At 67.6% G+C, this 26,313-nt stretch carries 25 protein-coding genes; 16 read left to right on the top strand and 9 right to left on the bottom strand.

Annotated elements, in window-relative coordinates; genetic code table 11:
• From ACW9UR_RS15150 to ACW9UR_RS15135, 4 genes are all read right to left on the bottom strand, one after another.
• Positions 1-975, bottom strand: coding sequence for a sensor histidine kinase (locus ACW9UR_RS15150; protein ID WP_458917877.1), 975 nt, complete (start codon positions 973-975; stop codon positions 1-3).
• Entirely contained in the window at positions 972-1,643 is a 672-nt protein-coding gene (locus tag ACW9UR_RS15145) for a response regulator transcription factor (RefSeq protein WP_458917876.1), read from the bottom strand. Before ACW9UR_RS15145 ends, ACW9UR_RS15150 begins: the two co-directional genes overlap by 4 nt.
• Positions 1,640-3,133, bottom strand: a complete 1,494-nt coding sequence (locus ACW9UR_RS15140) for a DUF4153 domain-containing protein (RefSeq protein ID WP_458917875.1) — start codon at positions 3,131-3,133, stop codon at positions 1,640-1,642. Before ACW9UR_RS15140 ends, ACW9UR_RS15145 begins: the two co-directional genes overlap by 4 nt.
• 99 nt (positions 3,134-3,232) lie before the next feature.
• A complete protein-coding gene (locus tag ACW9UR_RS15135; protein WP_458917873.1) occupies positions 3,233-4,264 on the bottom strand; it encodes a hydroxyacid dehydrogenase in 1,032 nt (343 codons plus the stop codon).
• 169 nt (positions 4,265-4,433) lie between these two features.
• Between ACW9UR_RS15135 and ACW9UR_RS15130 the strand changes: the two genes are divergently transcribed.
• From ACW9UR_RS15130 to ACW9UR_RS15120, 3 genes are read left to right on the top strand one after another with little or no spacing between them, the layout of a single operon-like run.
• Positions 4,434-5,369 carry a substrate-binding domain-containing protein gene (locus ACW9UR_RS15130; RefSeq protein ID WP_458917871.1) on the top strand — a complete coding sequence of 312 codons (936 nt, stop codon included), beginning with the start codon at positions 4,434-4,436 and terminating at the stop codon, positions 5,367-5,369.
• Positions 5,370-5,400: 31 nt separating this feature from the next.
• Complete coding sequence (locus ACW9UR_RS15125; protein ID WP_458917869.1) at positions 5,401-6,429, top strand: ABC transporter permease; 1,029 nt, start codon at positions 5,401-5,403, stop codon at positions 6,427-6,429.
• Entirely contained in the window at positions 6,429-7,169 is a 741-nt protein-coding gene (locus tag ACW9UR_RS15120; protein WP_458917867.1) for an ATP-binding cassette domain-containing protein, read from the top strand. Before ACW9UR_RS15125 ends, ACW9UR_RS15120 begins: the two co-directional genes overlap by 1 nt.
• Positions 7,170-7,173: 4 nt before the next feature.
• On the opposite strand, the gene ACW9UR_RS15115 is transcribed toward ACW9UR_RS15120, so the two are convergent.
• Complete coding sequence (locus tag ACW9UR_RS15115) at positions 7,174-7,845, bottom strand: GntR family transcriptional regulator (RefSeq protein WP_458917866.1); 672 nt, start codon at positions 7,843-7,845, stop codon at positions 7,174-7,176.
• A gap of 98 nt (positions 7,846-7,943) precedes the next feature.
• Here ACW9UR_RS15115 and ACW9UR_RS15110 point away from each other — a divergent pair, with 98 nt between their 5' ends.
• The 5 genes from ACW9UR_RS15110 (at position 7,944) to ACW9UR_RS15090 (ending at position 12,832) form a co-directional block, all read left to right on the top strand.
• Positions 7,944-9,020 carry a 4-hydroxythreonine-4-phosphate dehydrogenase PdxA gene (locus ACW9UR_RS15110; protein WP_458917864.1) on the top strand — a complete coding sequence of 359 codons (1,077 nt, stop codon included), beginning with the start codon at positions 7,944-7,946 and terminating at the stop codon, positions 9,018-9,020.
• 51 nt (positions 9,021-9,071) lie between these two features.
• Complete coding sequence (locus ACW9UR_RS15105; RefSeq protein WP_458917862.1) at positions 9,072-10,052, top strand: TRAP transporter substrate-binding protein; 981 nt, start codon at positions 9,072-9,074, stop codon at positions 10,050-10,052.
• Between the two features lie 64 nt (positions 10,053-10,116).
• The gene (locus ACW9UR_RS15100) at positions 10,117-10,674 is read left to right on the top strand and encodes a TRAP transporter small permease (protein ID WP_458917860.1); all 558 of its coding nucleotides are present in this window, start codon (positions 10,117-10,119) and stop codon (positions 10,672-10,674) included.
• Positions 10,674-11,960 (top strand): TRAP transporter large permease, encoded by a 1,287-nt coding sequence (locus ACW9UR_RS15095; RefSeq protein WP_458917858.1) that lies wholly within the window; start codon positions 10,674-10,676, stop codon positions 11,958-11,960. The genes ACW9UR_RS15100 and ACW9UR_RS15095 overlap by 1 nt, the downstream gene beginning before the upstream one ends.
• Positions 11,960-12,832 (top strand): NAD(P)-dependent oxidoreductase, encoded by an 873-nt coding sequence (locus ACW9UR_RS15090; protein ID WP_458917856.1) that lies wholly within the window; start codon positions 11,960-11,962, stop codon positions 12,830-12,832. The genes ACW9UR_RS15095 and ACW9UR_RS15090 overlap by 1 nt, the downstream gene beginning before the upstream one ends.
• A gap of 12 nt (positions 12,833-12,844) precedes the next feature.
• On the opposite strand, the gene hemP is transcribed toward ACW9UR_RS15090, so the two are convergent.
• The 3 genes from hemP to ACW9UR_RS15075 form a co-directional block, all read right to left on the bottom strand.
• Complete coding sequence (gene hemP, locus ACW9UR_RS15085; protein ID WP_458917855.1) at positions 12,845-13,021, bottom strand: hemin uptake protein HemP; 177 nt, start codon at positions 13,019-13,021, stop codon at positions 12,845-12,847.
• A gap of 130 nt (positions 13,022-13,151) precedes the next feature.
• Entirely contained in the window at positions 13,152-13,733 is a 582-nt protein-coding gene (locus ACW9UR_RS15080) for a DUF1190 domain-containing protein (protein ID WP_458917853.1), read from the bottom strand.
• Positions 13,734-13,764: 31 nt separating this feature from the next.
• Positions 13,765-14,991, bottom strand: a complete 1,227-nt coding sequence (locus tag ACW9UR_RS15075; protein ID WP_458917852.1) for a glutathionylspermidine synthase family protein — start codon at positions 14,989-14,991, stop codon at positions 13,765-13,767.
• 159 nt (positions 14,992-15,150) lie between these two features.
• Here ACW9UR_RS15075 and ACW9UR_RS15070 point away from each other — a divergent pair, with 159 nt between their 5' ends.
• Positions 15,151-16,314 (top strand): mandelate racemase/muconate lactonizing enzyme family protein, encoded by a 1,164-nt coding sequence (locus ACW9UR_RS15070; protein ID WP_458917850.1) that lies wholly within the window; start codon positions 15,151-15,153, stop codon positions 16,312-16,314.
• Between the two features lie 16 nt (positions 16,315-16,330).
• Here ACW9UR_RS15070 and ACW9UR_RS15065 read toward each other — a convergent pair whose 3' ends face one another.
• On the bottom strand, positions 16,331-17,089 hold the full coding sequence (locus ACW9UR_RS15065) for a GntR family transcriptional regulator (protein ID WP_458917849.1): 759 nt from the start codon (positions 17,087-17,089) through the stop codon (positions 16,331-16,333).
• Between the two features lie 54 nt (positions 17,090-17,143).
• Between ACW9UR_RS15065 and ACW9UR_RS15060 the strand changes: the two genes are divergently transcribed.
• The 7 genes from ACW9UR_RS15060 to ACW9UR_RS15030 all read left to right on the top strand — a co-directional run bounded on the left by ACW9UR_RS15060 (position 17,144) and on the right by ACW9UR_RS15030 (position 26,303).
• Positions 17,144-18,490 (top strand): M20 family metallopeptidase, encoded by a 1,347-nt coding sequence (locus ACW9UR_RS15060; protein WP_458917848.1) that lies wholly within the window; start codon positions 17,144-17,146, stop codon positions 18,488-18,490.
• Complete coding sequence (locus ACW9UR_RS15055) at positions 18,441-19,997, top strand: ABC transporter substrate-binding protein (RefSeq protein WP_458917847.1); 1,557 nt, start codon at positions 18,441-18,443, stop codon at positions 19,995-19,997. Before ACW9UR_RS15060 ends, ACW9UR_RS15055 begins: the two co-directional genes overlap by 50 nt.
• A 73-nt stretch (positions 19,998-20,070) precedes the next feature.
• The gene (locus tag ACW9UR_RS15050) at positions 20,071-21,021 is read left to right on the top strand and encodes an ABC transporter permease (protein ID WP_458917846.1); all 951 of its coding nucleotides are present in this window, start codon (positions 20,071-20,073) and stop codon (positions 21,019-21,021) included.
• Positions 21,018-21,857, top strand: coding sequence for an ABC transporter permease (locus ACW9UR_RS15045; protein ID WP_458917845.1), 840 nt, complete (start codon positions 21,018-21,020; stop codon positions 21,855-21,857). The genes ACW9UR_RS15050 and ACW9UR_RS15045 overlap by 4 nt, the downstream gene beginning before the upstream one ends.
• Before the next feature lie 5 nt (positions 21,858-21,862).
• Positions 21,863-23,905 (top strand): dipeptide ABC transporter ATP-binding protein, encoded by a 2,043-nt coding sequence (locus tag ACW9UR_RS15040; RefSeq protein WP_458917844.1) that lies wholly within the window; start codon positions 21,863-21,865, stop codon positions 23,903-23,905.
• A 20-nt stretch (positions 23,906-23,925) separates the two neighbouring features.
• Positions 23,926-25,149, top strand: coding sequence for a M20 family metallopeptidase (locus ACW9UR_RS15035; protein ID WP_458917843.1), 1,224 nt, complete (start codon positions 23,926-23,928; stop codon positions 25,147-25,149).
• On the top strand, positions 25,146-26,303 hold the full coding sequence (locus tag ACW9UR_RS15030) for a M24 family metallopeptidase (protein ID WP_458917841.1): 1,158 nt from the start codon (positions 25,146-25,148) through the stop codon (positions 26,301-26,303). Before ACW9UR_RS15035 ends, ACW9UR_RS15030 begins: the two co-directional genes overlap by 4 nt.
• Positions 26,304-26,313 lie beyond the last annotated feature (10 nt).

The following is a 26,313-nucleotide window of genomic DNA, read 5'->3' as shown; positions in this document are numbered from 1 at the left end:
TCAGAGTGGATCCGTAGCGAAGCTGATCCGGAACGCCGCGCCGGAGGTCGTGGGCCGCATCGCGATCTCTCCGCGATGCGCGTGCAGGATGTTGCGCACGACGGCGAGTCCCATTCCGGTCCCGCCATCTCCCCGCCGGGTGGTGAAGAACGGATCGAAGATGCGTTCGGCATTGCCGTCGGAAATGCCCTTGCCGTCGTCAGAGACGTCAATGGTCACGCCCTCTTCGGCGCCGCGCGCGGCCAGTGTCACCGACGACGCCCCATTCTCCGCGGCGTTGCGCAGCAGGTGCGCGAGGATGATATCCAGGCCCTCGGCCGAGATCGGCAGCCGCTGCGCCCCGCCAGTGACGGCCAGGTGCAATCCGGGGTTCTGTTCGACCAGGGCGGGGCGCACCTCGCCGAGAGTGCTGGTTCCCAGATAGCGGGTCTCGCGGGCGCGGGCGGATTGGCGCAGTGCGTCGAGTTGGGCTTCCATCTGGGCGCGGGCGGCGTCGATCTGGCCAACCACGCGGCGATCCTCGTCGGACAGGCTGTCGCCGTCCTCGAGCAGTTCCACCGCCGCGCGGACGGTCGAGACCGGGGTACGGATCTCGTGGGTGACATGGTCGGTGAAGGCGCGGATCGTCGCCTCGCGGTCGCGCAGCGCCTCGGCCATCGCGATGACGCGCTGCGCGGTGGCGTGCAACTCGCGGGTGCCGAAATGGCGCGGCGGCTCGGGTTCGCCGGTCAACTCCTGGGCGGCGGCATAGCGCTCCAGCGCGTGGATCGGGCGCAGCAGCAGGCGCACCAGCAGCCAGCCCAGCACTGCGGTCGCGCCGGTGATGACCACCGCCAGAAGGATCGCGGCGTTGCGGAAGCCGATCTCGGGGCCGATATAACGCAGCGCGACCAGCCCGGCGAAGGACAGACCCAGCGTACCGAGCAGCGCGCCGCCGAGGACCAGTCCGAGCGTCGGACGCCATTGGCGGCTCATGCGCAACCGCCCATCCGCATGCCCTGGCCGTGCACCGTCTCGACCGCGTCGGGGCAGCCAGCCTCTGCCAGCTTGCGGCGCAGATTGCGCAGGTGACTGTCGAGGGTCCGGTCGGACACCGCGCTTTGTCCGCCCCAGATCGCCGCGACCAGCGCCGGGCGGGAGGTCATCGCGCCCCGATCTTCCATCAGCGTGGCCAGCAGACGGAACTCGGTCCCGGTCAGCGGCACCTCGGCCTCGCCGACCACGCAGCGGCGGGCCTTCAGGTCCAGTGACAGTTGGCCCCGGCGCAGCGTCTCGGGGGCCGCCCCGCCCATGCGCTTGAGGATCGCCCGGACGCGGGCCACCAACTCGCGCGGGCTGAAGGGCTTGGTCACGTAGTCGTCGGCGCCGAGCTCAAGGCCGACGATGCGGTCGATCTCGTCGTCGCGGGCGGTCAGGAACAGGATCGGCACCTCGGAGCGGGCGCGGATCCGGCGACAGGTCTCGAACCCGTCCATCTCGGGCAGGCCGACATCCAGCACGATCAGGTCCGGCGCCTCGCGGGCGGCATGGACCAGCGCCGAGCGCCCGTCCGCCGCGGTGAGCGTGGCGAACCCTGCCCGGCCAAGCGCGAGGCCCAGCAGGTCGCGCAGGCCGGGATCGTCGTCGACGATGAGAACTTTCATTGCTTCCACTTGCTGGCGTCAGTGGCGGCAACATAGCGGGCGACGCGCCATTTGCGGTAGCCCCATTCCCGCCAGCCGTCGATCTTCGGCGAGAGCGAGGCGGGACAGGTCATGGGGCGCAGCCGGTCATGTCCTGTCGAAGCGGTCCGGATCGCGGCGGCCGCGGTTCGGTCGAGCCCGCAGACGTAGCCCAGATCGACCTGCTCGCGCGGCAGGTTCCCGGCCGCGATGATCCCCGCGAAATTGACAAAACAGCAGGCATAGAGCGTCAGCAGCGCCAGCGCTCCGGAGCGCAGAAGCAGCCAGCGATTGGGCCGGCCGTGTGCGACCTGCCAGAGGCTCAGCGTCAGCCCTGCTGCGACGAGTCCCATCCAGATCAGCGCATGGATCCGCAGGTAGGTCAGCCCGTAGACGTCGATGTAAAGATCCAGCCGCAGCGCGGCGGCACCACAAATCAGCAGGTTCTGCGCGAGCCAAAGCAGCATCAGCGGACGGATCGCCCGGTGTTCGGCCAGGAACGGGTTGGCGGCCAGCGCGAAGGCCCCGGCAAGGATCGCCGTGGCAAGCAACGGGTAGGCGCCCCGGTGCGCGTAGTCGGCATAACTCATGCCCTCGGGCAGGGCGGCGCCCCCGGCGAGGATCGAGACGTCGGTCACGACCTGCACCGCGATCAGCAGGTTGAACATCGCCAGCGCCCGCAGCACCGAGCCGGGGTTGATGCCCAGCCCCGGCAGGCGGGGCGTCCACGCTACGCGCTCCCGTTCGGCAAGCGGGGCCGAGAGGAACGGGGACGCAAGCACCGCGATGCCGGTCCAGAACAGGGCGCGGCGGAAAAGGTCGTAGGCGTCCAGATCGAGGCTGAGCAGCCGCTGGAGCGCCGGGTTCGCCTCGAGCAGGAGTGCCGAGAAGACGAGCGTTCCGCCCACCGGGAAGGCCCAGTCGCGCAGAAGGCGACCGCGCAGTGCGGAGCCGTTCGCGGCGGGCAGTGCCGTTCTCGCTACGCGGCGCAAGGTGCGGGGGCGAAGCGGCTCGACCCAGCGGCTCGGCAGGTCGTGTGCGAACGCAAGCGCGGCGGGACCGATTGCCGCCGGTGCGGCTTCGGGTAGGCGGGACCAGACGAGCGCGAGGATCAGCCCGCCTGCGAGGAAAGCTAGTGACAGCGCCTGCACATGCTCGATGACCGGCAGAGCGGCCACGAGCAGAAGCAGCGCGGGGGGCAACGATGCGCGGGGTGGCAGGCCTGAGACTGATACCGCGAACACGGCTCCGGCGAAGATCGCGACGGAGATGCCGGGCGCATGGGACCAGAACAGCAGGTCCGCGAGGGCCGCGAGGCCAAGCAGGGCCAGGACACCGGGCAAACCCCTGCGGCTTGCGCCGAAGCGCCTTGCGGTATGCGGCGGTTCGGCACCTCCGGTTTCGGCGCTGGCCAGCCACCAGGCGTCCTGCGCAAGGCGGTGCGGCAGGCCGCGGATCGTCACTGTCTGCATGGTCTGGGGTCCCTTCAACCGTTCCTTGTGGGCAGGTTGAAGCAGGGGCCGTGCAGGTGCCCCGGTCGATCCGTGCAGATTTCGTGCAGATCCCGGCGGTCAGTTCTTGTCCACCGGGCGCGAGCGCATGAGCCGCGCCGTCTCGCGCTCGGCCCGCTTGCAGCGCGCCGGGGGCAGACCCCGGTCCATCAGCGCCATATCCTCGAGTACCATGTCGCCCATCTGCTTGAAAGCGATGTCCAGCGCGCCCGCCCGGTGCGCAGAGCGAAGGAAACCCGCCAGGGTCCGTACGCGGTGCCCAGCTGGCATGGGCTCCTCGGGGTAGACGTCGCTGGCGGCGCGGATGTGGCCGGCCTCGACCGCATCGAGCAGGGCATCGAAATCAACCACATCGGCGCGGGAGAGCAGGATGAAGGACGCGCCTTTGCGCATCGAGGCGAAGGCCTCGGCCCCGAGGAAGCCCCGGTTCGCCGAGGTCACGGCGGCGACGGTGAACACCACGTCCGATCCGCTCAGCACCTCGTCCAGCGAGGCGGGGGTCGCGCCATGATCGCGGATGATCGAGGGCGGCAGCCAGGGATCGTGCACGGCAACCTTGCAGCGGAACCCCGCGAGCAGCCGGTTCAGCGCGCGGCCGAGGTCTCCGAAGCCGATGATGCCGACATCCGCGCCGGTCAGCAGCGTCGCGCCGCGGTTGCTGTCGCCGCCCCAGGCCTCGGTCCCTTCGCGGAAGGCGAGGTCCGCGCCGACGATGTCGCGCGCCAGCGCCAGGGCCATACCGAGGCCGATTTCGGCCACGGGGACGGCGAAGACCGCGCCGGTGGTCAGCACGTGGATGCCGCGCCGGAAGACCTCGTCATAGGGCATGTTGTCGAGCAGGTTCGACTCGACGTTCAGCACCGCGCGCAGCGAGAAAAGCTGCGCCAGCGTGTCCGACGACAGCGGCGGTTGGCCGAGGATGTAGCGCGCCGAGGCCAGCACCCGTGGGTCCAGCCCGGCGACGGCCTCGGCGGTGGTCTCGACCAGAGTATAGCGGGCGCGCAGCTCGGCCAGCGCCTCGGGGGTGAAGATCAGATCAAGCGTCCGCGGCTCGGGGGCGCAGATCACCAGCGGCTTTTGAGTATCGGTCACGGGCGGTCCTCCGCCGCGCAGAATGGGGGCAACGCACGCAGCAGTAAACAGGCCGCGCGTGGCTTGCTTGACACGAATCGTGGCCCGCTCGCATGATTTCCGGGCGTCATCCGGCGTAGCGGGCCGCGCAAGAGCCCGTCCACAATCAAAATTCCTATGGGGGGAATCCATGAGACGATCGATGTTCGCGGCCGTGGCCGCAGTCGCAGCCATGTTCTCGGGTCAGGCCGCACTGGCCGAGGGCGAAACCATCGCCTTCTCGGTGCCGAGCCTCGGCTTCCCGTTCTTCGTGCATATGCAGAACGAGTTCAATGCCGAGGCCGAGACGCTCGGCGTGACGGTGCAGAACTATGACGGCCAGAACCAGACCACCAAGCAGACCGCCGATGTCGAGGCGATGATCATCGACGGCGTCGACGGCATCGTCATCAGCCCACTCGATTCGGTCGCGATGGCGCCCGCCGTGCGGCAGGCGGTCGAGCAGGGCATTCCCGTCATCACCATCGACCGGCGCGTCGACGGGGTCGAGGGGCTGAAGGGCCATGTTGGCGCCGACAACGTGAAGGGCGGCGAGGCGCAGGGCCAGTTGATCGTCGACATGTTCCCCGATGGCGCGACCATCGTGAACCTGCAGGGTCAGCCCGGCTCCAGCCCGGCGATCGACCGGAACCAAGGCGTGCACAATGTGCTGGACGGCATGGCCGACAAGTTCCCGTTCGTGGCTGAGCAGACCGCCAACTTCGCCCGCGAGGAAGGCGCCAGCGTGACCGAGGCGATCCTGGCCGGGCTCGACAGCCCGCCGGACGTGATCGTGGCGGCCAACGACGACATGGCGCTTGGTGCGATGCAGGTGGTGCAGGAGCAGGGGCTGGATATCGCGATCATCGGCTTCGACGCGCTGCCCGAAGCGCTGGCCGCCGTCCGCGACGGCACGCTGACCGCCACCATCGAGCAGATGCCCGGCGGACAGAGCCGCGAGGCGCTCAACGCGATGATCAAGCTGCTGCGTGATGGAACCGAGCCCGAGCCCTCGCTGCTGCTGACCCCGATTGCGATCACGCAAGACAACATCGATCAGGCCGAGCGTCTGAGCGAGATTGAGTGAAGATCGCCGCGCAATTAGCGGAAAACACTCGATGAACAGGTCAAATACACCCCTCGGTTCGGCCCCTCGGGCCGAGCCGTTCGACGCGGTCGCCTTCGCGGCTCGCAATTCCGCGGTTATCTTCCTTGTGCTGCTGGTTGTCGTCTTCGCGGTGCTCGAGCCGCGTTTCCTAAACCCGTTCAACCTGATGAACATTCTGCGGCAGGTCTCCATCTCGGGCCTGATCGCCATCGGCATGACCTTCGTGATCCTGACTGCAGGGATCGATCTGTCGGTCGGCGCGCTGGTGGCGCTGGCCGGGCTGGTCGGGGCTTATGTCGCGAAGGGTGGGCTGGGTGACCGCTTTGCCGTCGGTGCCAGCGTCGATGCGGGCAACCCGGTGATCCTGGCCTTCCTGGCGGCGGCTGCGGTCGGCATCGCCTGCGGCGCACTTCAAGGCTGGGCTGTGACCCGGCTGAGGGTTCCTCCCTTCGTTGTGACTCTGGGCGGGATGACGGCCTTCCGCGGCGCGGCGCTGCTGTTTTCGGGCGGCGGGCCGATCAGCGGGTTCAACCCTGATTACACCTGGTGGGGCCAGGGCCGGATCTGGTCAGTCCCGGTTCCCGTGATCATCTTCTTTCTTACCGCCGCCATCGCTCATGTCGTGCTGCGCCACACGAGGTTCGGTTTGCACGTCTACGCCATCGGCGCGAACCCACGCGCGGCAGAGCAGAACGGGGTGCCGGTGCGCCGCGTGACCTGGGCGGTATACATGATCGTCGGATTCGCCTGCGGGCTGGCCAGCTTCCTGCTGTCGGCGCGGCTCAACTCAGCCGAGGCGGTCGCGGGCCTCGGGCTGGAACTTGACGTGATCGCCGCCGTGGTGATCGGGGGCACCTCGCTGTTTGGCGGGGTCGGTGGCGTCTTCGGCACAGTCATGGGCGCGCTGCTGATCGGCGTGCTGCGCAATGGCCTTGTCCTGATGAATGTCTCGTCCTTCGTGCAGCAGATCGTGATCGGCCTGATCCTTGTCGCGGCTGTGGCGTTCGACCAATACGCCGCCGCGCGGGGGAAAAGCTGATGCGGGTGCTAGAACTCAACGGGATCGCCAAGCATTTCGGCGCGATCCAGGCGCTGGCCGGCGTGGACCTGCACCTCGACCGGGGCGAGGTGCTGGGGCTGATGGGCGACAACGGCGCGGGCAAGTCGACGCTGGTGAAGATCATCGCCGGAAGCGTACAGCCGAGCGAGGGGACCATGCACCTCGACGGGCAGCAGGTGCATTTCGCCCGCCCGGGCGAGGCGCGGGACGCAGGCGTTGAACTGGTTCACCAGGACCTGGCGCTCTGCGACAACCTGCCTGCGGCGCTCAACGTGTTCCTCGGGCGGGAACTGGTCCGCAAGGTCGGCCCGTTCCGCTTCCTTGACCGCGCAGCGATGTTCGCCCGCGCGCAGGAGCTGTTCGACGAGTTGCAATCCGAGACCCGGCCCCGGGATCTTGTGCGCTCCATGTCCGGCGGTCAGCGGCAGGCGGTCGCCATCGCGCGGACCCGGCTGGCGGATCCCAAGATCGTGCTGCTGGACGAGCCGACGGCGGCCATCAGCGTGCGGCAGGTCGAGGAAGTCCTGAACCTGATCCGCCGCCTCAGCGCCAGCGGCCACGCGGTGATCCTGATCAGCCACCGGATGCCGGACGTGTTCACCGTGGCCGACCGTGTCGCGGTGCTTCGGCGTGGGGAGAAGGTGGCGGACAAGCCGATCTCGGAAACCTCGACCGAAGAAGTCACCGGCCTGATCACCGGCGCGATCGAGACCGCCTGAGCCGTCAGACGCTGTCCTTGACCCGCTCCCACGTGTTCAACAGGTGGCGGGACATGACTTCGCCGAGCGCTTCGGCGTCGCGGCGGCTGAGGGCCTGCACCATCTCCTCGTGCTCTGCCATCGCGGCGTCCCAGTATTCCGGGCTGCGGTTGCCCAGGAAACGGATGCGCTTGATCCGCGCCTGAATGTTGCTCTGCACCTCGAGCAGGGTCTCGTTGCCGGTGCACTCGGCCAAGCGCGAATGGAATTCCTGGTTCAGCTTGTAATAGGGCAGGCGCTCGCGCCTCTCGAAATGCGCCTTCATCTGGGCGTGCAGGTCGACGAGCGCCTGGATCTGCGCATCGGTCGCCCGCGCGCAGGCCAGCTGCCCGGCGAGCTTTTCCAGATGCGCCAGAACCTCCAACATCGAATGGACGTCCTCGGGGGTCCATTTGCGCACCACCGCGCCTTTTGACGGTCGGATAATGACCAGCCCCTCGGCCGCCAGCGTCCGCAGCGCCTCGCGGAACGGCGTGCGGGAGACGTCGAGTTGCTCGATCAGCCGGGTCTCGTCGATCCGCGTGCCCGGTTCCAGGTAACCCTCGATGATCATGTCGCGAATCCGGTTCGCGACCTGATCGTGCAGGGTCTGTTTGCGTATCGCGATCGGGCTCGCGGCCACGCTGATGTTCTCCATGCCGCTCTCCGCGCTGGGTGCTTCGGGCTGGTTATAATTCTTATTGCAACGGAGGGCGAACTTGTGCAACGTATTTTGTATACAAAATGAGGATATACATGAATCGCCCAGTGAGAGTTGCCTTCGCAGTCGGAGATGCCGGTGGAATCAGCCCCGAGCTGACCGCCCGCGTCCTGGCCGATCCGGAGGCGAACGCCGGCGACCTGATCGTGATCGGCGATGCGAGGGTCGTGGCGATGGGGGCCAAGCAGGCGGGCGTGACGCTGGACCTGCCAACTGTTCTGGCGCAAGACCTGGAGCGCGGTCTGCCCGAGGGCACGGTGCTGGTGGACATGCAGAACTGCGATCCCGCTGCGATCACCCTGGGCGTGTCGAGCGCCGAGACCGGTGCCGCCTCGCTGCAGAACTTCGCCGCGGCGCTGCGGCTGGCGAAGGCCGGGGTGGCCGATGTTGTCTTCTTCACGCCCTTCAACAAGCATGGGATGCGGCTGGCGAAGCCCGACTATGTCGACGAGATCGGTTTCATCGACCAGACCATCGGCGCCACGCGCAGTGGGCGCGAGTTCAACGTGCTGGATGAGGTCTGGAATGCCCGGGTCACGTCGCACATCCCGCTGCGCGAGGTCGCGGACTCGCTTTCGGCCGAGCGCATCTTCCAGAGCATCCGCCTGACCGTCGAGACCATGGAGGACGCCGGCTACGAGCGGCCCCGGATCGGCCTCGCCGCGCTGAACCCACACGCGGGCGACGGGCGCAATTTCGGCACCGAGGACGAGGACATCCTGCTTCCCGCCGTGCAACGCGCGCAGGAGCAGCAGATGGCGGTCACCGGACCGGTTCCTTCGGACACGGTTTTCGTGCGGGCGCTCAAGGGTGAGTTCGACGCGGTGATGACGATGTATCACGACCAGGGACAGATCGCGATGAAGCTGCTCGGCTTCGACCGCGGCGTAACGCTGATCGCGGGCTACGGCTTTCCGATCGTCACCCCGGCGCATGGCACCGCCTATGACATCGCGGGGCAGGGGATCGCCGACACCGGCGCGACCTTCAACGCGGTGAACCTTGGCCGGAAGCTTGCAGGCCGCCACCCGGCGCGCCCCCAGACGCCAGGGGCCGACGGCCTCGCAGAGATGTTCGAAACCCCGGTCACGCAGGTCGCAGAAGCCGGCTGACCAAGACCGCCCGGAGCACCGGGCAGCCAAACCAACCAAAGGGAGCATGACATGAAAATCAGACACGCCTTCGCTGGCGCCGCGATCCTCGCCCTGACCTCGGGCATGGCCGTCGCCCAGGAAGAGATCATCTTCGGCATCAGCGCCGCGACCGGCTCGCTGCAGGAGCAGAGCGCCAGCGAATTCGCCAAGCGGGCCAACGAAAAGCTGGGCGACACGGCGGTGGTCAAGGTCTTCGACAGCTCGCAGCTGGGCAAGGACAAGGACATGCTCCAGAAGATCAAGCTGGGCACGATGCACCTGACTCTGCCCTCTTCGATCATGCCCGAGATCGCGCCCGAATACGCCATCTTCGACCTGCCGTTCCTGGTCGCCGACCGCGATCACCTGGCCCGAATCGACGAGACGTTCTTCGCCGACGTTCTGGTGCCCGCCGCCGAGGCACAGGGCTATCGTCCGCTGGCGGTCTGGGAAAACGGCTTCCGCCAGATCACCAACAACGAGCGCCCGATCAACACGCCCGCCGACCTCGAAGGGCTTAAGATCCGCACACCCAATTCGTCCTGGCGCGTGGCGATGTTCAAGGAATACGGGGCGAACCCGACGCCGATGTCCTTCTCGGAGGTGTTCGTGGCGCTTCAGACCGGCGTCATCGACGGGCAGGAAAACCCGCTGACCAACATCGTCGGCGGCAAGCTGGACGAGGTGCAGGAATACCTGTCGCTGTCGGGCCATGTCTACTCGCCCGCCTATCCGACCGTGGGCGTCGCCGCCTTCGAGAAACTGGACCCGGAAATCCAGCAGGTGCTGACCGAGACCGCGCAGGAAGTCGCGCTCTGGGCGCGTGAACAGGGTGCGGCGCAGGATGGCGAGTTGCTGGAGCAGCTCAAGTCCGGCGGGATGCAGGTCAACACGGCCGACCGCGCCGCCTTCGTCGAGGCGTCGAAGCCGCTCTACGAGAAGTTCGCGAGCGAGGTCGAGAACGGCCAGGCGATGATCGAGCAGGTCCTGTCGCTGGCCGAAGGCTCCTGAGCCAGTCGCGGGCGCGGTATACTCCGCCGCGCCCGCAACAGACCATCCGGGGATGATAACCAACATGATGTCCCGCCTGTCCCGCGTCCTCGATGCCGCGCTTCAGCTGGCCACGATCCTGATGATCGTCGCGCTGGCCTGCGTCGTGCTGCTGGGCGTCGCCTTCCGCTACTCTGGAAATTCGCTGATCTGGTATGACGAGGTCGCCGTCGTCCTGCTGGCCTGGATCACCTTCACCGGTGCCGCGCTCGCCGGGCTTCGCAACGCGCACCTGGGCTTCAACGGGCTGCTCTTCGGGCTACCGCCCAAGGCGCGCATGGTGCTGTTCTGGGTCGGAGAAGCGATCTTCTTCGCCACCTTCGGCATTGTCGCCTGGGCGGGCTGGGCGATCCTGGAAATCTTCGGCAACGAGACGATGACCACACTGCGTTTCGTGCCGCGCAGCGTCGTGCAGTCGATCCTGCCGATCAGCGCCGCACTGATGATTGTGGGGCGGCTCCTGAACATGCCGCAGCGCCTGACGGACGTACGCCTCGGGCGCGATCCCGAGAGCGTCGAGATCGAACATGAAATCGCGCGCGCCGAAAGCGAGCTTTCCCGCGCCAGGGCGGAACACGGCTGATGACCGAAGCGCTAATCCTGCTGTCGATGTTCCTGATGATCGCCATCGGTCTACCGATCGCCGTCGCCATCCTGGCGAGTGCGCTGGTGGGCGTATGGCTGCTCAACGGACACCTCGGCTTTCTCAACGCGGCGCTGTCGCTCTATGACGGCGCGACCAGTTTCCCGCTGATCGCCATTCCGCTGTTCATCCTGGCCGGTGCGCTGATGAACACGGGCGGCATCTCGACCCGGCTGATCGCCTTCGTCTCGGCGCTGATCGGCTTCGTGCGTGGCGGACTGGCGATGGTCAACGTGGGCGTGTCGCTGTTCTTCGCCGAGATCAGCGGCTCGGCGGTGGCGGACGTGGCCGCGACCGGGTCGGTGCTGATCCCGGCGATGAAGAAGAAGGGCTACTCGCCCCGCTTCGCGGCCGCGCTGACATCTTCCTCGGCGTCGCTGGCGATCATCATCCCGCCGTCGATCCCGATGATCCTCTACGGCGCGCTGTCTGACACCTCGATCGTCCGGCTGTTCGTCGCGGGTATCGTGCCGGGGCTGCTGGGCGGCCTGCTGCTGATGGCGCTGTCCTACTATTTCGCGGTGAAATACGATCTGCCGCGCGAGGAGGGTTTCAGCCTCTGCCGCCTCTGGGCCGCCACCAAGGACGCGGCCTGGGCACTGATCCTGCCGGTGATCATCCTGGGCGGGATCTTCGGCGGCATCGTCACCGCGACCGAAGGTGCGGGGCTAGCGGTGCTGGCGGCGCTGCTGATCGGCCTTTTCGTCTACCGCGAGCTGGACATCGGGCGGCTTTACCATGCCCTGCTCGATGGGGTGAACCAGACGGCGGTGGTCATGCTGCTGGTGGCGGCTTCGGCGGTGCTGGGCCTCTACCTGACAGAGACCGAACTGCCGCAGCGGCTGGCGGCGGGGATCACCGATATCACCACCAACAAGATCCTGGTGCTGATGATCATAAACGTGTTCCTGCTGTTTGTCGGCATGGTGCTGCATGGCGCGGCGGCGATCATTCTGACGGTGCCGATCTTCATGCCGCTGGTGCACGAAGTCGGGATCGACCCGATCCAGTTCGGCATTCTGATCACGCTGAACATCGCGCTCGGCCAGCAGACGCCGCCGGTGGCCAGCGTGCTGATCACCGCCTGCTCGATCGCCAAGACCGATGTCTGGAGCACGACGCGCACCAACCTGCCGTTCATCAGCGTCCTGGTGCTGGTTCTGCTGCTCGTGACCTATGTTCCCGCCGTGCCACTCTGGTTGGTGGGCGTGTTCTACGGTCCGTGATGAGCGTGGAGCAAAGGACCGTCGGAGTGATCGGGGCGGGGATGATGGGCTCCGGCATGGCAGCGAATTTGCTGGCCTCGGGGCACCGCGTCCTGCTTGCGCCGCGCCGGACCTCGGAGGCCGTCGACCGGCTTGTCGAGGCAGGGGCCGAGACGGTCGCATCACCTGCTGCTCTGGCCGAGGCATCTGACGTCGTACTGACCTGCGTTTCGGACAGTGTTGCGGTCGCCGCGGTAGCGGAGCAGATCCTCCCGGCTCTGGGGCCGGAGAAGTTGTGGATCGATGCCACCACCGCGGATCCCGGCGCGACGCGCGAGATCGCGGCCCGTGTCGCCGCGCGCGGCGCCGTGTTCGCGGACGCCCCCGTGACTGGTGGGCCGGCGCAGGCGAAAGAAGGTGAGCTTGCGTCCCTAGTAGGCTGTTCGGAAAGTGATTTTCCGGAAGTGCGGCAGGTTGTCGGTAGCTATTCCAAGGTCGTGCGCCGCTTCGGCGAGGTCGGCACGGGGCATCTGGCCAAGCTGCTCAACAACCTTGTCACCCAAGGCACGACCGCGCTGCTGGCCGAGGCGTACGGCGCTGCGCGGGAACAGGGAGTCGACTGGCAGGCGCTCTATGATGTGATGATGACCGGCGCGGCGCGTTCCGGTACGCTGGAGAAGGCGGTCGGCCCCGCGCTGCGCGGGGATTTCGACGGCAGCGCCTTCACAATACGTAATTCCGAGAAGGACTTGCGCTACGCTGTTCGGGCATTGGGTGAAGTCTCGCCCTCTGTCGCGCGGGCGGCCCATGCGGTGCTTTTACGGCGTGTCGAGCAGGGCCATGGCGATGCCTTCATCAGCCGGATGCTGGACCTGCCGCTGCTGAAGCCCTGACGTGCGCCGGGCTTACTTGGTCAGGATCAGCTTCCCGGCCCGCGTGATCCGCAGGTAATAGCTGAGCCCGTCGAGCACGAGACGGGCCTGTACCCCCTCGTTGCCCACAAGGTCGCGGGCGCTGTAGGTGGGCAGTTCGTCTTCCTTCGGATGCACGATCTGGTCGGGTTGGCGGATGCAGACGTTCATCTTCACGGTCTCCTTCGATGATCTCTGTACCGCGCTCGGCCGGGGACCGTCGGTCTGGCGCGTGGCTCCTCCGCTATTTCTGAGTAATTTGGTTGGTGAAGTCAATCCGGTTTCGATGCACCCCGACGGCTCAGCCTCCGAAGCCCGATCCGAAGCCTCCCGTACGGCCGAACCCGCCGCGGGAGCTTGCCGTGGCGCGAGTCATCGGGGCTTTGCCCGCGGTGGCGGGTGGCTTGGTGAACTGCGAGGTGCCGAGCTTGGCCGCGCCGCTGTTGCTGGAGAAGGTGCTGCTGCGGGCGGCATTGGTGAAGCGCCCGTCCGAAGTCTTGTAAAGCGGCTGGCCCGCGGACATGCCCGCGCGTCCGCTCATCATGTTGCCGATCAGGTATCCCGCCAACAGCGGCATGAAGATGCTGCCAGAGCCGCCCTGGGTCGCGCCCGCCTCGGAGCCGCAGGCGCCGGGCCCGTGCTGTTCTTCGCAGACCTCGAGGCTGTCATATCGCGGGGCGGACTCGACGTGCAGGGTTTCGGCCTCGGCGAAAGCCGCCTCGCAGTCCTGAGCCGAGAACATCCCTCCCTTCTCTGCCTGCGCGGTGCAGCTTTCGAGGTCGGGGAAGGCCTGCGCGTCGACTTCCTCCTCGCGGCACCCGGCGAGGCTGAATGCGGCGGCGCCGAGGATCGCGATGGCGACGCGGTTGGAGCGTTTGGTCATGACAAGTCCTCTCGGTCAGCTGGCGTGCTGGTCAGGTGGTAATGTAGTGCGGTTTGAAACGCGACAGGTCCTGTGTGATCCGCGAGCGATCCTCGCGGATGCCGATGCCGGCGCAGGACTCGCCCACGATCCAGGCACCGATCACCGGGCGGAATCCGTCGAACTGCGGCAGCGGCGCATAAGCCTGGATGATCCGCGGATGCTCGGCGTATTCGGTGTTCTGGGCTTCCTCGGTCATGCGGCCGCCCTCGTGGATCGAAACCGACGCGCCCTCGCGCGACAGGATCGGCTTGCGCACATGCGCAGCGGCAAGCTGCGTCTCGGCGCGCACGAAGGCTTCGGCAACATGTGTAGCGACGGAGCCTTGCCCGGCCATCGCTGCGCCAACCTCCTGCTCGAAGAATGCCGGAAGCAGGTTCGGGTGGCCCTCGAACATCTCCCAGAGAACCGGCAACAGGCCCTTGTTTGACAGCAGCGCCTTCCACGCAGGTTCGAGGAACAGGCAGCGGGATCCGGCGATATGGGCGGCATAGTCGTCGAGGAACAAGTGCTCCCAGGGATAGAGCTTGAAAAGCACACCCATCACCCGGTCCTCGTCGTCGAGGAACTGCCCGTCCTCGCTGAGCGCGATCTTGTCGAGGTCGCAGTAGTGCGCGCCAAGCCCTGCCTCGCGCGCCGCCCAACCCAGGGCCTCGACCGTGCCGTAGTCCTCGGGATTTCCTGCGACGGCGGTGAAATGCAGGTCGCTGTCCGGCTCGAACACCGCGCCGAACCGCGCCACGAGGGCCTCGTGAATGCCGTTGAACTGGTCCGTCCCCTCGGGCAGCACGCCGGCGGCCAGCTGGTCCTCGAGCCATTGCCACTGGAACGCCGCACTTTCGTAGAGCGAGGTCGGCGTATCGGCGTTGTATTCCAGCAGCTTGGCCGGACCGCGCCCGTCATAGGCCAGGTCGAACCGGCCGTAGATCTCGGGATCGGCCCGACGCCAGCTTTCCGCGACAAGGTCTCTGCGTCCCTCGGGGATCGCCAGCAGGTCCAGCAGGCGCTCGCTGCCGAGAATGTGCCCGACCGCCTCACGGCACATTGCGTGCAACTCGGTCGAGGGGTCCTCGATCTCATCTTCGATCTGGGCGAGCGTGAAGGCGTAGGCCGAGCTCTCGTCCCAGTAGGGCTCGCCGTGCATGTCGGCGAAGGTGAAGCCGACCTCCCGCGCGTGCTCGCGCCAATGCGGTCGTTCGGGCAGCGCGATTTTCTGCATGCGGGTCTCCCTGGCTCGCGAAGCAGGTGTAGGCCGGATTGCTACGGCGTACCAGTTCCGGTTTTTGGTCGGAGGATGCTCGTGCTAGGGATTGGCGACCGGCCCCGCACTGAGGCTCGCACGCACTTCATTTGGGCCGAACGTCCGGAAGGCCACGCCATGAAAATCGAAGCCGTCGATTTCTTCTACCTGTCGATGTCCGAGGTCACGACCGCCGCCGATGGCAGTCAGGATGCGCTGGTGGTGCGTGTCTCGGCGGGCGGGCTGACCGGCTGGGGCGAGTGCGAGGCCTCGCCGCTGGCGTCCATCGCGGCCTTCGTTGCGCCGATGTCGCATGGCGCGTGCCAGCCGGTCTCGGCCTCGGTGCTGGGACAGGGGGTGGAAAGGCCCGAGGACATCCGGGCGATGGCGGCCGCCGTGGCCTACAACTCGATGGACCTGCTGCAGGCCGCGCACACCTGGTCGGGGATCGAGATGGCGCTCTGGGATCTGCTGGGCAAGGCGCGCGGTGTGCCGGTCTGGAAGTTGCTGGGCTACGCGGCGGCCTATCCCAAGCTGCCCTATGCCTCGGTCCTGTTCGGCCAGACCCCGCAAGAGACGCTGGAGCGGGCGCGCACGATCCGCGCCAACGGGTTCCGCGCCGCCAAGTTCGGCTGGGCGCCCTTCGGCGACAGCCTTCAGGGCGATATCGACCAGCTGGACGCGGCGCGCGAGGGGCTTGGCCCGGACGGCGTGTTGTTGATCGACGCCGGCCAGATCTTTGGCGAGGACGTCGAGGCGGCGGCGGCCCGGCTGGAGGCGATGGAGCGCAACCGCGTGACCTGGTACGAGGAGCCCTTCGCGGGCGATGCGCTGGCCGCCTATGGCGCGCTGTCCGAGCGGATGGACACGGTCGGCCTTGCCGGGGGCGAGGCCGCGCACAACCGCCACATGGCCGAGCACCTGATCGACTTCGGTGGTGTCGGCTACATCCAGATCGACTGCGGCCGGATCGGCGGCATCGGCCCGGCGCGTGATGTGGCGGCCTATGCCGATGCGAAGGGCGTGACCTACGTGAACCACACGTTCACGTCGAACCTGGCGCTGTCGGCCTCGTTGCAGCCCTATGCCGGGCTCGAGGCACACCGGATCTGCGAGTTCCCCACGACGCTGCAGCCGCTGGCGCGCGAGTTGACGGCGAACCATATCGCGCCCGATGCCGAGGGCCTGATCCACGTCCCCGACGCGCCCGGACTGGGGATGGAGATTGCCCCCGACGCGCTGCAGCGCTACCGCGTCCCTGTCGAAATCCGCGTCGGCGGGCGCACCATCTTCGAAAGCTGAGGCACCGACGCGAGGCTCAGCGGACCTCGTTCACGTAGCAATGCGCGTCGGTCAGCGCGGCGTGGTGCATCAGCAGTATCGGCTGGTTGCGCGAGTCATAGGCTGTCTCGTGGATGTCGAGCAGCGCGTGGCACTCGCCTGGATTGAGGCTCAGCAGGCGGCAATCCTCGGGGCCGGCAAGCCGCGCCGTGATCCGCTCGCGAACGGCGCTGAGCCGCACGTCATAGGTCTCCAGAAGCCACATGTAGAGCAAAGCCGGGGTCTTCTTCGCATTCGGTTCGTATCCCGGCACGCGCCAGCCGGGGATCACGCAGCGATCGATCATCACCGGCCGGCCGTCGGCGATCCGCAGCCGGTCGATGCGGTGCACGACGTCGCCCTTGGCGATCCGCAGGTCGTCCGCTTCGGCAGCAGAGGCCGAATCGCGGACCGCGCGGAGCACCTTGGCATCGGTGTTGATGAGTTTTCCCTCGGTCGTGTGCAGTCGGTAGTAGTGGTAGAATCGTGACAGCGTGTGATGCGGCGTCCGCCCCGTCACCACCGTGCCGGTGCGGCGGCGGCGCATGATCACACCCTGCTGCGTCAGGTCGTTCATCGCCCGGCGGATCGTGCCGTAGGACACGCCCAGCATCGAGGCGAGCTCCATTTCCGGTGGCAGAACATAACCTTCCGGCCATTCGCCCAGAATGATGCGTTGCAGGATCCGGTCCTTGATCTGCTCGTGCAGAGGGGCCGCGCGGAGGCTGCCGCCGAGGTCCACGTCCGTTTTCTGCATGTTGCGCTCCTCCCGGGCTTGATCGATCATTCGAAATCTGATTTCTATATAGGTATGAGAAATCAGCCGCCCTGTGAACCGCAAATCGACCGCATCGAACAGATGCTGTCGCGGCTGGTCTCGCTGGACAGCTGCTTTCCGCCGGGCGCCAGCTATCCCGAACTCGCCGACCTGCTGCAAGAGTTGTGCGCCCCTCTGGGGGGTACGGCAGAGCGGATGGAGGTCCCCGAGGCGCTTTGGCAGGCCCCCGGCGTGCATGGGGCGCGGGTCAACCTGCTCTATCGCCCGGACCTCGGTGCCGCGGATGCGCCCGAGGCGCTGATCTACTTTCACACCGACACTGCCCCTGTGGGCGACGGCTGGACAAAAGTGCCGCTGCAGGTGACCCGCGAGGGCGACCGGCTTTACGGGCGCGGCACGGCGGACATGAAGGGCACCATCGCCTCGGTGCTCGACGCGTTGCTGCGGATGCAGGCGCGCGGCGCCCGGATGGCTTTCCGCCCGGTGCTGGCCTTCTGCACAGACGAAGAGGGCGGGCTATATCCCGGTATCCGCTACCTGGCGGAAACCCGGTCTTTGCCCGAGGTGATGCTGAACCTGAACGGCTCGGCGGAGCCGCGGATCTGGGCGGGCTGCCTCGGCTCGATGGACTTCGTGGTCACGCTCCAAGGCCGAACGGCGCATTCGGGCGAGCCTGATCGGGGCATCAACGCCGTCGAGGCCGCCGCCCCGGTGCTGGCCGCGATGCAGGACCTGAACGCCGGGCTGACAGAGCGCACCACCGACATGCCGCCGCCGCCTTGGGCCGACGGACCGCTGCGCGCGCGCCTGTCGGTGACCGCGATCCACGGCGGGGACAAGGGTTCGGCCATTCCGGGGCGCTGTGATATCACGCTGAACCGGCGCTACCTGCCTGATGAAACGCCAGAGGCCATCCGCTCAGAGATCGAGGCGCGGCTGATCGCGGCGCTCCAGGGCACCAAGGTGCAGTCCTGGTCGGTGGAAGAGGTCGGGCACCTGCCTCCGGTCTCGGACCCGGACGGGCCGGCGACCAGGCGCTGGACGCTGGCGCGCGCCGACGCGTTTGGGCTGCCGGAGGATGCCTTCCAGAAATACGGCTCAGGCACCTCGAGCGATTTTGGCTGGGTGCAGCGCGCCGGTCAGCAGCACATGCTGCTGGGCGGGCTGTCGCGCCCCGGCCGCAACGTCCATGCCGCCGACGAGCACACCACCGACGGCGACCTGATCGCGCTCTCCCGCGCGGTCGAGAACTTCTTCGACGCAGAATTCGCGCAAAGCGAACGTCCCCCCAGCCCCAACGCGGGCACTTCCCCAGCAGAGAGGTCCACCAATGAACAACCTACGGACAAGCCGCCGACGGTTCCTGCAGCTCGGCGCTAGTGCCGTCGCGCTGGCCGCCGCGCTTCCCGCGATGCAGGCCCGTGCCGCGACCCCCGGCGGCACGCTGCGCGTTGCGCTGAACATCACCCCGTCGGTGCTGAACCCGATGCTGACGCGGCTGAACTCGGAATACATGCTCTCCGAGATGCTGTACTCGGGCCTGACCACGCTGGGCGGCGACATGTCCGCGCAGCCGGACCTCGCCACCGAGTGGAGCGCGAACGACGACGCGACCGAGTGGCGCTTCACCCTGCGCGAGGATGCGGTCTTCTCGAATGGCAAGCCGGTGACATCGGCGGATGTCGCCGCCTCGTTCACCAAGCTGCTGGACCCCGAGACCGGCGCGCCCGGCAGCCGCAACCTCGGCCCGATCGAGAGCGTGACCGCGGATGGCGATTTCGCGGTCGTGATCCGCACCGCGACGCCCTATGCCGACCTTCCGGTGGCGCTGTCCTATCCGACTGCCAAGGTGATCCCTGCCGAGATCGCGACCGGCGATTTCGAGAGCCTCGCGACCACGCCTGTCGGCTCCGGCCCGTTCCGTCTGGCCGAGTTCCTGCCCGATCAGAAGGTCGTTCTGGAAAAGAACCCCGACTATTTCATCCCCGAGCAGCCCTATCTCGACGGGGTCGAGATCCTGACCTTCCCGGATGCCGCCGGTGCTTCGGCCGCGATGCTGGCCGGCGAAGTCGATCTGCTGCTTGAAGTTCAGCCGACCGATTTCGACCGGATCTCGGCCGCGCCCGGCGTGACCGGGCTACGGACGCCCTCGGGCCGGTTCCTCGACATCGTGATGGACTGCACCCAGGCGCCGTTCGATGACCACCGCGTGCGCGAGGCGCTGTCGCTGACCCTGGACCGCCAGGCCATCGTCGAGCTGGTCGCCGAGGGCTATGGCACGCCCGGGAACGATACGCCGGTGAACTCGGCCTACCGCTACTATTCCGAGGCCGAGCTGAAGCCCTTTGATCCCGAGCGGTCCAAGGAACTGCTGGCCGAGGCCGGCTATCCGGACGGGATCGAGCTGGAACTGGTCGCCTCGGTCAAGCCCGACTACCGCGCCTCGCTGGCCGTGGTCGTGCGCGAGATGGCGCGGGCCGGCGGCTTCGACATCAGCGTGCAGACGATGGACCACTCGACCTATCTGGACCAGGTCTGGAAGAAGGGACGCTTCTACGTCGGCTATTACAACATGCAGCCGACCGAGGGCACGATCTTCAACCTGCTGTTCACTTCAGATGCGTCCTGGAACGAGACGAAGTGGAACAACGCCGAGTTCGACGCGCTGGTGGCCAAGGCCGACCAGACGACGGACAGCGATGCCCGCGCAGAGCTTTACGCGCAGGCGCAGGCGATGATGCGTGAAGAGGTCCCGGCGCTGGTGCCGTGCTTCTTCGACCTGCTGGGCGCGCAGTCCGAGCATGTCGTGGGCTATTCACAGCACCCGCGCGGCGCGAACTACGCCCTGCACACCGTGTCCCTGACCGAAGACGCGCCGACGCGCTGATTCCGGTCATCCCGGCCGGCGTCCGCCCCTCCCTCGGGCGCCGGCCACCAAGACCCCCAGTTGAGGAGCCGCCATGTCGGCCAGCTTCCTGCTCAAGCGCCTGCTTTATCTGGCGCTGACGGCTTTCCTTGTCTCGCTGATCGTGTTCGCGGTCACGCAGATCCTGCCCGCAAACGCGGCCACGATGATCCTCGGCGAGTATGCGACCGAAGAGTCGCTTGCCGCGCTGAACCAGCGCCTTGGGCTCGATCAGCCGGCGCTAGTCCAGTACTGGAACTGGCTGTCCGGCGTGCTCCAGGGCGATTTCGGCACCTCCATGCGAACCGGCCAGCCGGTGGGGCCGACGATACTGTCGGCACTTGGCCGCTCGGCGATCCTGGCGGCGCTGTCGCTGGCGCTGGTGACGATCGTGGCGATCCCCTTGGGCGTCCTTGCCGCCTCGCGCCGGGGCAAGCCTGCGGATCTCGTGGTCTCGGTCGTCAGTTACATTGGTGTCTCGCTGCCCGAGTTCGTGCTGGCGACGCTGCTGCTGGTCTGGCTGGCGGGGCCGTCGGTCGGTCTGTTCCCGGCCTCGGGCTACACGCCCTTCACCGAGGATTTCTGGGACGCGCTGCACCATATCGCGCTGCCGGTACTGACCCTGACCATTGTGCTCACGGCGCATGTCAGCCGCATGGTCCGCTCGGAGATGGCCGACACGCTCGACAGCGACTTCGTGCGTGCGGCGCGGCTGCGCGGCCTCTCGCGGCGGCGGGTTCTCTATCACCACGCCCTGCGCAACTCGCTGCTGCCCGCCATCACCGTTATTGCGCTGGACATAGGCTACCTGATCGGCGGCGTGATCGTGGTCGAGGAGGTGTTCTCGTTCCCCGGTGTCGGACGGCAGCTGATCCTGGCGATCCAGAACCGCGACCTGCCGATGCTTCAGGCGGGAGCGCTGATCATGGCCGTCACCTACGCCTTCGCGAACCTGCTGGCCGATCTGGCCTATGCGGTGCTCGACAAGAGGATCCAGTTCGAATGAGTGCTGTCCTGAACACGCTTCGCGCGCTGATGCGCAGCCCGCAGGGCGCTGTCGGTTTCGTCGCGGTCACGATCCTGCTGCTGGTCGCCGCCTTCGGCCCGGCGCTGGCGCCCAACGACCCTGAGAGCTTCAACTTCGGCGCACGCTTCGCCGCGCCCTCGGCCGAATTCCCCTTCGGCACCGACTGGTACGGGCGCGACCTGTTCAGCCGGGTTCTGTCGGGCGCTCGCTCGACGATCCTGCTGGCGGTGCTGGCGACGGTGATCGGCACGGTGGCGGGCGCACTGATCGGCATCGTCTCGGGCTACCTCGGCGGTCGGGCGGACGAGCTGATGATGCGGCTGACCGATGCCTTCATGGCGATCCCCAGCCTGCTGTTCGCGCTGATGATCCTCGCGGTGCTGGGCTCGTCCTCGGTGAACGCGGTAGTCGCGATCGGCATCGCCTTCGCGCCGGGCATGGCGCGGATCGCGCGCTCGGTCACGCTCCAGGTGCGCAGCAGCGACTATGTCGCCGCCGCCCGCTCGCGCGGGGAAAGCGCTGCGTGGATCGTGCTGGCCGAGATCCTGCCCAACGTCGTCGCGCCCGTCATCGTCGAGGCCACGATCCGCGTCGCCTTCGCGATCATGACGCTGGCGACGCTGTCCTTCCTGGGCCTCGGCGCACAACCGCCCTCGCCCGAGTGGGGGCTGATGATCGCCGAGGCGCGCGACCACCTGTTCCGCAGCCCCTGGCCGGTCGTCGTGCCGGGCGCGGCCATCGCGTTGGTCGCCATCGCCTTCAACCTTCTGGGCGACGGTCTGCGCGACGTCCTGAACCCCCGAGCCTCGGAGTGAGCGGCATGGCGCAAGACACGACCTCCCCCGCGCTGCGCGTGACGGACTACGCGCTCAGCTACGCGACCGCCGCCGGAGAGGTGCGCATCCTCGACCGGGTGAACCTGACCATCGGGCGCGGCGAGGTGCTGGGCCTGGTGGGCGAGAGCGGCTCGGCCAAGTCCTCGCTGGCGAACGCGATCATGCGGGACCTGCCGGGGCGCGTGGCGCACGAGGCCGGAACGATCGAGCTGGCCGGGGACGATCTGACGGCGATGGACCGTGCGGCTCTGGACGCCGTGCGCGGCAAGCGGATCGCCATGGTGTTCCAGAACGCCGCTACCGCGCTCGACCCGGTACAGACGCTGGGCGGGCACCTGATCGAGACGCTGGCCGCCCACGCCCCGGACGCCGAGGAGAGCTTGGCCGAGCGCGCCCGCGCCCTGCTGGAGCTGGTCGGCCTGCCGGACCCGAAGGGGATGATGGCGCGCTACCCGCACCAGGTTTCGGGCGGCGAGAAGCAGCGCGTCGTGCTCGCGCTCGCCTTCGCCTGCGATCCCGAATTGATCCTCTTCGACGAGCCAACCTCGGCGCTGGATGCGACCACCGCCGCGACCCTGCTGGACCTGTTCCGCGAATTGCAGGCCAAGACCGGCGTCGCGGGGCTGTTCATCAGCCACGACCTCGGCACCGTGGCCGAGATCGCCGACCGCGTCGCGGTGATCTACGGCGGCCGCATTGTCGAGGAAGCCTCGGCGGAGCTGCTCTTCAAGGCGCCCCGGCATCCCTACACCCGTGCGCTGCTTGCAAGCCTGCCCAGACCTTCGGACAGCCGGACGGGGAGGGGACTGAACGAACGCGGCGCGCGGCCTGCGCCGCGCCTGACTGCGCCGCCGCCATGCATCTATGCCGAAAGCTGCCCGCATTTTACGTCTGGCGTTTGCGACAAGGCGGTGGTCGATCTGGAGCCTCAGCATGGCCGCCTTCTGGCGTGCGCGCGCGGCGGGTTCGACAGCGATGCGGCGATCCCTCGGGCAGGGGCGCGGCCCGCGCCGCAGGAGGCACCGGTGCTGTGGCTGCATGACCTGAAGGTCACCTATGGCCGTGCGACTCTGGCGGACAAGCTGCGCGGTCGCGAACCAAAGCTGGTCCATGCGGTGCTCGGTGCAAACCTGAGGCTGCACAAGGGCGAGACGCTGGCGCTGGTTGGCGAGTCCGGGTGCGGCAAGTCCACGCTCGCCCGCGCGTTGGCGGGGCTGGTGCCTTTCGAGGGCGAGCTGGAACTGGGCGGCCGGGTCGTCGAACGGATGGACGCGGACTATCGCGCGCGGGTCCAGATGATCTTCCAGAACCCCGACAGCAGCCTCAATCCGCGCCACACGGTCGGAACGATCCTTACGCGGCCGCTTAAACTCTACCAGCCGACGCTCTCGCGCGAGGAACGCAAGGCCGAGGTTTCGCGCATCCTCGAGCGGGTCAGCCTGCCCGCGAGTTACGCCAGCCGTCATCCGCACCAGCTTTCGGGCGGCGAGAAGCAGCGCGTGGCCATCGCCCGCGCGCTGGCCGCAAGGCCCGAGGTGATCATCGCGGACGAGGTGACATCGGGCCTCGATGCGGCGGTGCAGGCGGCGATTGTCGCGCTTCTGCGCGAGATCCAGGCTGAGAGCGGTTGCGCGCTGATCTTCATCAGCCACGACCTCGCGATCCTGCGGCACCTCGCGCACCGGGTCGCGGTGATGTACCTGGGTGAGATCGTCGAGCGGCGGGAAATGGCGGGCATCGATTCCGGGCCCTACCACCCCTACACCGAGGCGCTGCTGTCGTCCTCGCACTCGATCGACCCGCACTCCGAGACTCGGCGCGTACGGCTGACCGGCGGCCTTCCCCCAAGAACCGCCCGTCTGCCGGGCTGCCCGTTCGAGAGCCGCTGTCCGCGGCGCATCGGGGCGGTCTGCGCCGAGAGTCCCCCGCCGCGCCGACAGGCGGGCGGGGGCCACGAGATCCTTTGCCATATCGAAACCGAAGCCTTGTCCGAGGCCCCGCCGGTCTGGCGGTTCGCCGCGGAATGACGAAGACTATTGGAGCGACCATGACCCCCGACGACATCCTGGCTCATATCGACGAGGACGCCTGCCTGGCGCGCCTGGCCGAGATGGTGCAGCACAAGAGCTATACCGAAACCGACGGCGAGCGCGCGTTGTCGGACCGGATGCACGAGATCATGCAGGGCCTTGGCCTGCAGTCCGAATTGCAGCCGGTCGAGGGGCAGCGGGTCAACGCGATCGGCACGCTCAAGGGCACCGGCGGCGGGTCGAGCCTGCTGTTCAACGGGCATCTCGACACCAATCCCGCGACCTCGGGGTGGACGGTCGACCCCTGGGGCGGGGTGATCGACGACGAGTTCATATACGGCATCGGCGTGTCGAACATGAAGGCGGGCGATGCGGCCTATCTCTGTGCCGTCGAGACGCTGCTGAAGGCTGGTGCGAAGCTCAAGGGCGACGTGATCCTGACTTTCGTAGTCGGCGAGCTTCAGGGCGGAATCGGCACCGTTCGGATGATCGAACAGGGCACGCGGGCGGATTACTTCATCAACTCCGAACCCACGGACCTTCAGGCGCTGACGCTGCACGCCGGGGCCTTCAGCTTCGAGATTACGCTGACGGGCAAGACCCGGCACCTGTCCAAGCGGGAGGAAGCGTGCGACGCGCTCGCCGCCGCCGCCGCGCTGGTGCCGCGCATCAACAACATCACCTTCTCGGGCGTCACCTCGGCCGATCATCGCAGCGTGAACCGGGGCCATGTCGGCGTGGTGCGCGCGGGCCTCGGGCCTGAGTTCCACGAGTGGCGCCCGCCGCAGGTGGCCGACAACGCGAAGATCCTGGGCACCTGCCGATACGCCCCAAGCCAGGACATCGAGAGCGTGATGGACGACATGCGCCAGCTGCTCGACGCGCTGGTGCTGGAGTACCCGGGGCTGGAATACACGCTAGGCTCGCACGACCTTCGTCGGAACAAGCCGCAGATGCCCCCTTTCGAGGTCTCCCGCGATGCACGCATCGTGCAGGTCGTGAACCGCGCCCACGAGAAGGTGCGCGTCGCACCGCAGCCCACCGGGCCGATCCGCCCGCCCGCCTTCTACGGCACCGACGCTGCCCACCTGGCCAAGGCCGGGATGGAGGGCGTGGTCTGCGGCCCGGGCGGCGAGTTCAACACCATGCCCGACGAGCGGGTGCGAAAGCGCCAGTTTATCGACTGCGTGCGGATGTACATCCTCGCGATCTGCGAGATCTGCGAGCTTGAAGGCGCATGATCCCCGCGCCCTTCGACCGTAGGCTGGCCCTGCTGCGAGGGGCAATGCGCGAGGCCGGCGTCGGCGCGTACCTGTGCGATCATGCCGAGATGCTGCAATGGCTGACCGGCTATACCGTGTCGGAAACCTTCTATCGCGGCTGCGTCGTCCCGCTGGAAGGCCCGCCGGTCTGGGTGCTGCGCGCCATCGACGAGGTGCCTTGCCGCGCCGCGACGTGGGTGCCGCTGGTACAGGTCTACGCGGATCACCAGGACGCGCACGGCGCGGTGGCCGGAGCGCTGCTCGATACCGGTGCGCAGGCCGTGGGCGCGGATTTTGGCAGTTTCGGCTTCACTGCCCGGACCCGCGATCGGCTAGAGGCGCTGCTGCCCGGTGTGCGCTTCGTCGACATGCCCGGCAGCGCTGACCTGCTGCGCAGCGTCAAGGATGCGCTGGAAGTCGGACGGATTGAGCACGCCTCGGAAATCGCCGATGGCGCGATGGTGGCCATCGCCCGCAGCCTGCGGGCGGGGATGCGGCCCCGCGATGCCTCGGCCATAGCGTCGCGGCACTACCTCACGCGGGGCGCGGACGATTACTGGGTCGGGCCGATCTCGGTCTCGCGCCGGGCCGAGGGGCAGGGGCACGACATGGGCTTCCTGCACACGGTGCTGCGGGATGATCGGCTGGCCGAGGGCGACGTGCTGCACGTCGAACTGGTGCCTCGGGTCGCGGGCTATTCGGCGCGGGTAATGCGCTCGATCCGGCTGGGTTCGCCCACGGCCGAGGAGAACGCGACGATGGAGCGGATCCGTGCGCTTCAGGATGCCCAGATCGCCGCGATGGTTCCCGGCGGCAACGCGCGCGAGATCGACGCGCTTCTGCGCCAACCCATGTTGGACGAAGGATTGCGCGCGGGCTTTCCCAACATCACCGGCTACCAACTAGGTCTCTACGCCAAGACACCCCGGTCTTCGGACACATCGCTTAGTTTCCACCCCGGCGCCGACTGGCGGCTGGAGGCAGGACAGGTGTTCCACATGTACGCGACCGCCCGCGGGCTCGCGCTGTCGGAAACGGTTCTGGTCACCCCCTCGGGCGGGCGCACCTTGACCCGCCTGCCGCGCCGCATTCTCGAGGCGGGCGAGGCCATGGCGCCGGCACCGAGCGCCTGAATTTGAAAGG

The organism is Halovulum sp. GXIMD14794, assembly GCF_054457455.1.
This window is presented reverse-complemented; position numbering and strand designations above follow the sequence as displayed.

Bases quoted from the DNA above. Each gene is read 5' to 3' on its own strand.
- ACW9UR_RS15150 (WP_458917877.1), bottom strand. From the start codon at position 975: ATGAGCCGCCAATGGCGTCCGACGCTCGGACTGGTCCTCGGCGGCGCG.
- ACW9UR_RS15075 (WP_458917852.1), bottom strand. From the start codon at position 14,991: ATGCAGAAAATCGCGCTGCCCGAACGACCGCATTGGCGCGAGCACGCG.
- ACW9UR_RS15120 (WP_458917867.1), top strand. From the start codon at position 6,429: ATGCGGGTGCTAGAACTCAACGGGATCGCCAAGCATTTCGGCGCGATC.
- ACW9UR_RS15130 (WP_458917871.1), top strand. From the start codon at position 4,434: ATGAGACGATCGATGTTCGCGGCCGTGGCCGCAGTCGCAGCCATGTTC.
- ACW9UR_RS15080 (WP_458917853.1), bottom strand. From the start codon at position 13,733: ATGACCAAACGCTCCAACCGCGTCGCCATCGCGATCCTCGGCGCCGCC.
- ACW9UR_RS15100 (WP_458917860.1), top strand. From the start codon at position 10,117: ATGATGTCCCGCCTGTCCCGCGTCCTCGATGCCGCGCTTCAGCTGGCC.
- ACW9UR_RS15140 (WP_458917875.1), bottom strand. From the start codon at position 3,133: ATGCAGACAGTGACGATCCGCGGCCTGCCGCACCGCCTTGCGCAGGAC.
- ACW9UR_RS15060 (WP_458917848.1), top strand. From the start codon at position 17,144: ATGAGAAATCAGCCGCCCTGTGAACCGCAAATCGACCGCATCGAACAG.
- ACW9UR_RS15105 (WP_458917862.1), top strand. From the start codon at position 9,072: ATGAAAATCAGACACGCCTTCGCTGGCGCCGCGATCCTCGCCCTGACC.
- ACW9UR_RS15040 (WP_458917844.1), top strand. From the start codon at position 21,863: ATGGCGCAAGACACGACCTCCCCCGCGCTGCGCGTGACGGACTACGCG.
- ACW9UR_RS15045 (WP_458917845.1), top strand. From the start codon at position 21,018: ATGAGTGCTGTCCTGAACACGCTTCGCGCGCTGATGCGCAGCCCGCAG.
- ACW9UR_RS15110 (WP_458917864.1), top strand. From the start codon at position 7,944: ATGAATCGCCCAGTGAGAGTTGCCTTCGCAGTCGGAGATGCCGGTGGA.
- ACW9UR_RS15125 (WP_458917869.1), top strand. From the start codon at position 5,401: ATGAACAGGTCAAATACACCCCTCGGTTCGGCCCCTCGGGCCGAGCCG.
- ACW9UR_RS15050 (WP_458917846.1), top strand. From the start codon at position 20,071: ATGTCGGCCAGCTTCCTGCTCAAGCGCCTGCTTTATCTGGCGCTGACG.
- ACW9UR_RS15065 (WP_458917849.1), bottom strand. From the start codon at position 17,089: ATGCAGAAAACGGACGTGGACCTCGGCGGCAGCCTCCGCGCGGCCCCT.
- ACW9UR_RS15090 (WP_458917856.1), top strand. From the start codon at position 11,960: ATGAGCGTGGAGCAAAGGACCGTCGGAGTGATCGGGGCGGGGATGATG.
- hemP (WP_458917855.1), bottom strand. From the start codon at position 13,021: ATGAACGTCTGCATCCGCCAACCCGACCAGATCGTGCATCCGAAGGAA.
- ACW9UR_RS15145 (WP_458917876.1), bottom strand. From the start codon at position 1,643: ATGAAAGTTCTCATCGTCGACGACGATCCCGGCCTGCGCGACCTGCTG.
- ACW9UR_RS15115 (WP_458917866.1), bottom strand. From the start codon at position 7,845: ATGGAGAACATCAGCGTGGCCGCGAGCCCGATCGCGATACGCAAACAG.
- ACW9UR_RS15070 (WP_458917850.1), top strand. From the start codon at position 15,151: ATGAAAATCGAAGCCGTCGATTTCTTCTACCTGTCGATGTCCGAGGTC.
- ACW9UR_RS15095 (WP_458917858.1), top strand. From the start codon at position 10,674: ATGACCGAAGCGCTAATCCTGCTGTCGATGTTCCTGATGATCGCCATC.
- ACW9UR_RS15055 (WP_458917847.1), top strand. From the start codon at position 18,441: ATGAACAACCTACGGACAAGCCGCCGACGGTTCCTGCAGCTCGGCGCT.
- ACW9UR_RS15035 (WP_458917843.1), top strand. From the start codon at position 23,926: ATGACCCCCGACGACATCCTGGCTCATATCGACGAGGACGCCTGCCTG.
- ACW9UR_RS15030 (WP_458917841.1), top strand. From the start codon at position 25,146: ATGATCCCCGCGCCCTTCGACCGTAGGCTGGCCCTGCTGCGAGGGGCA.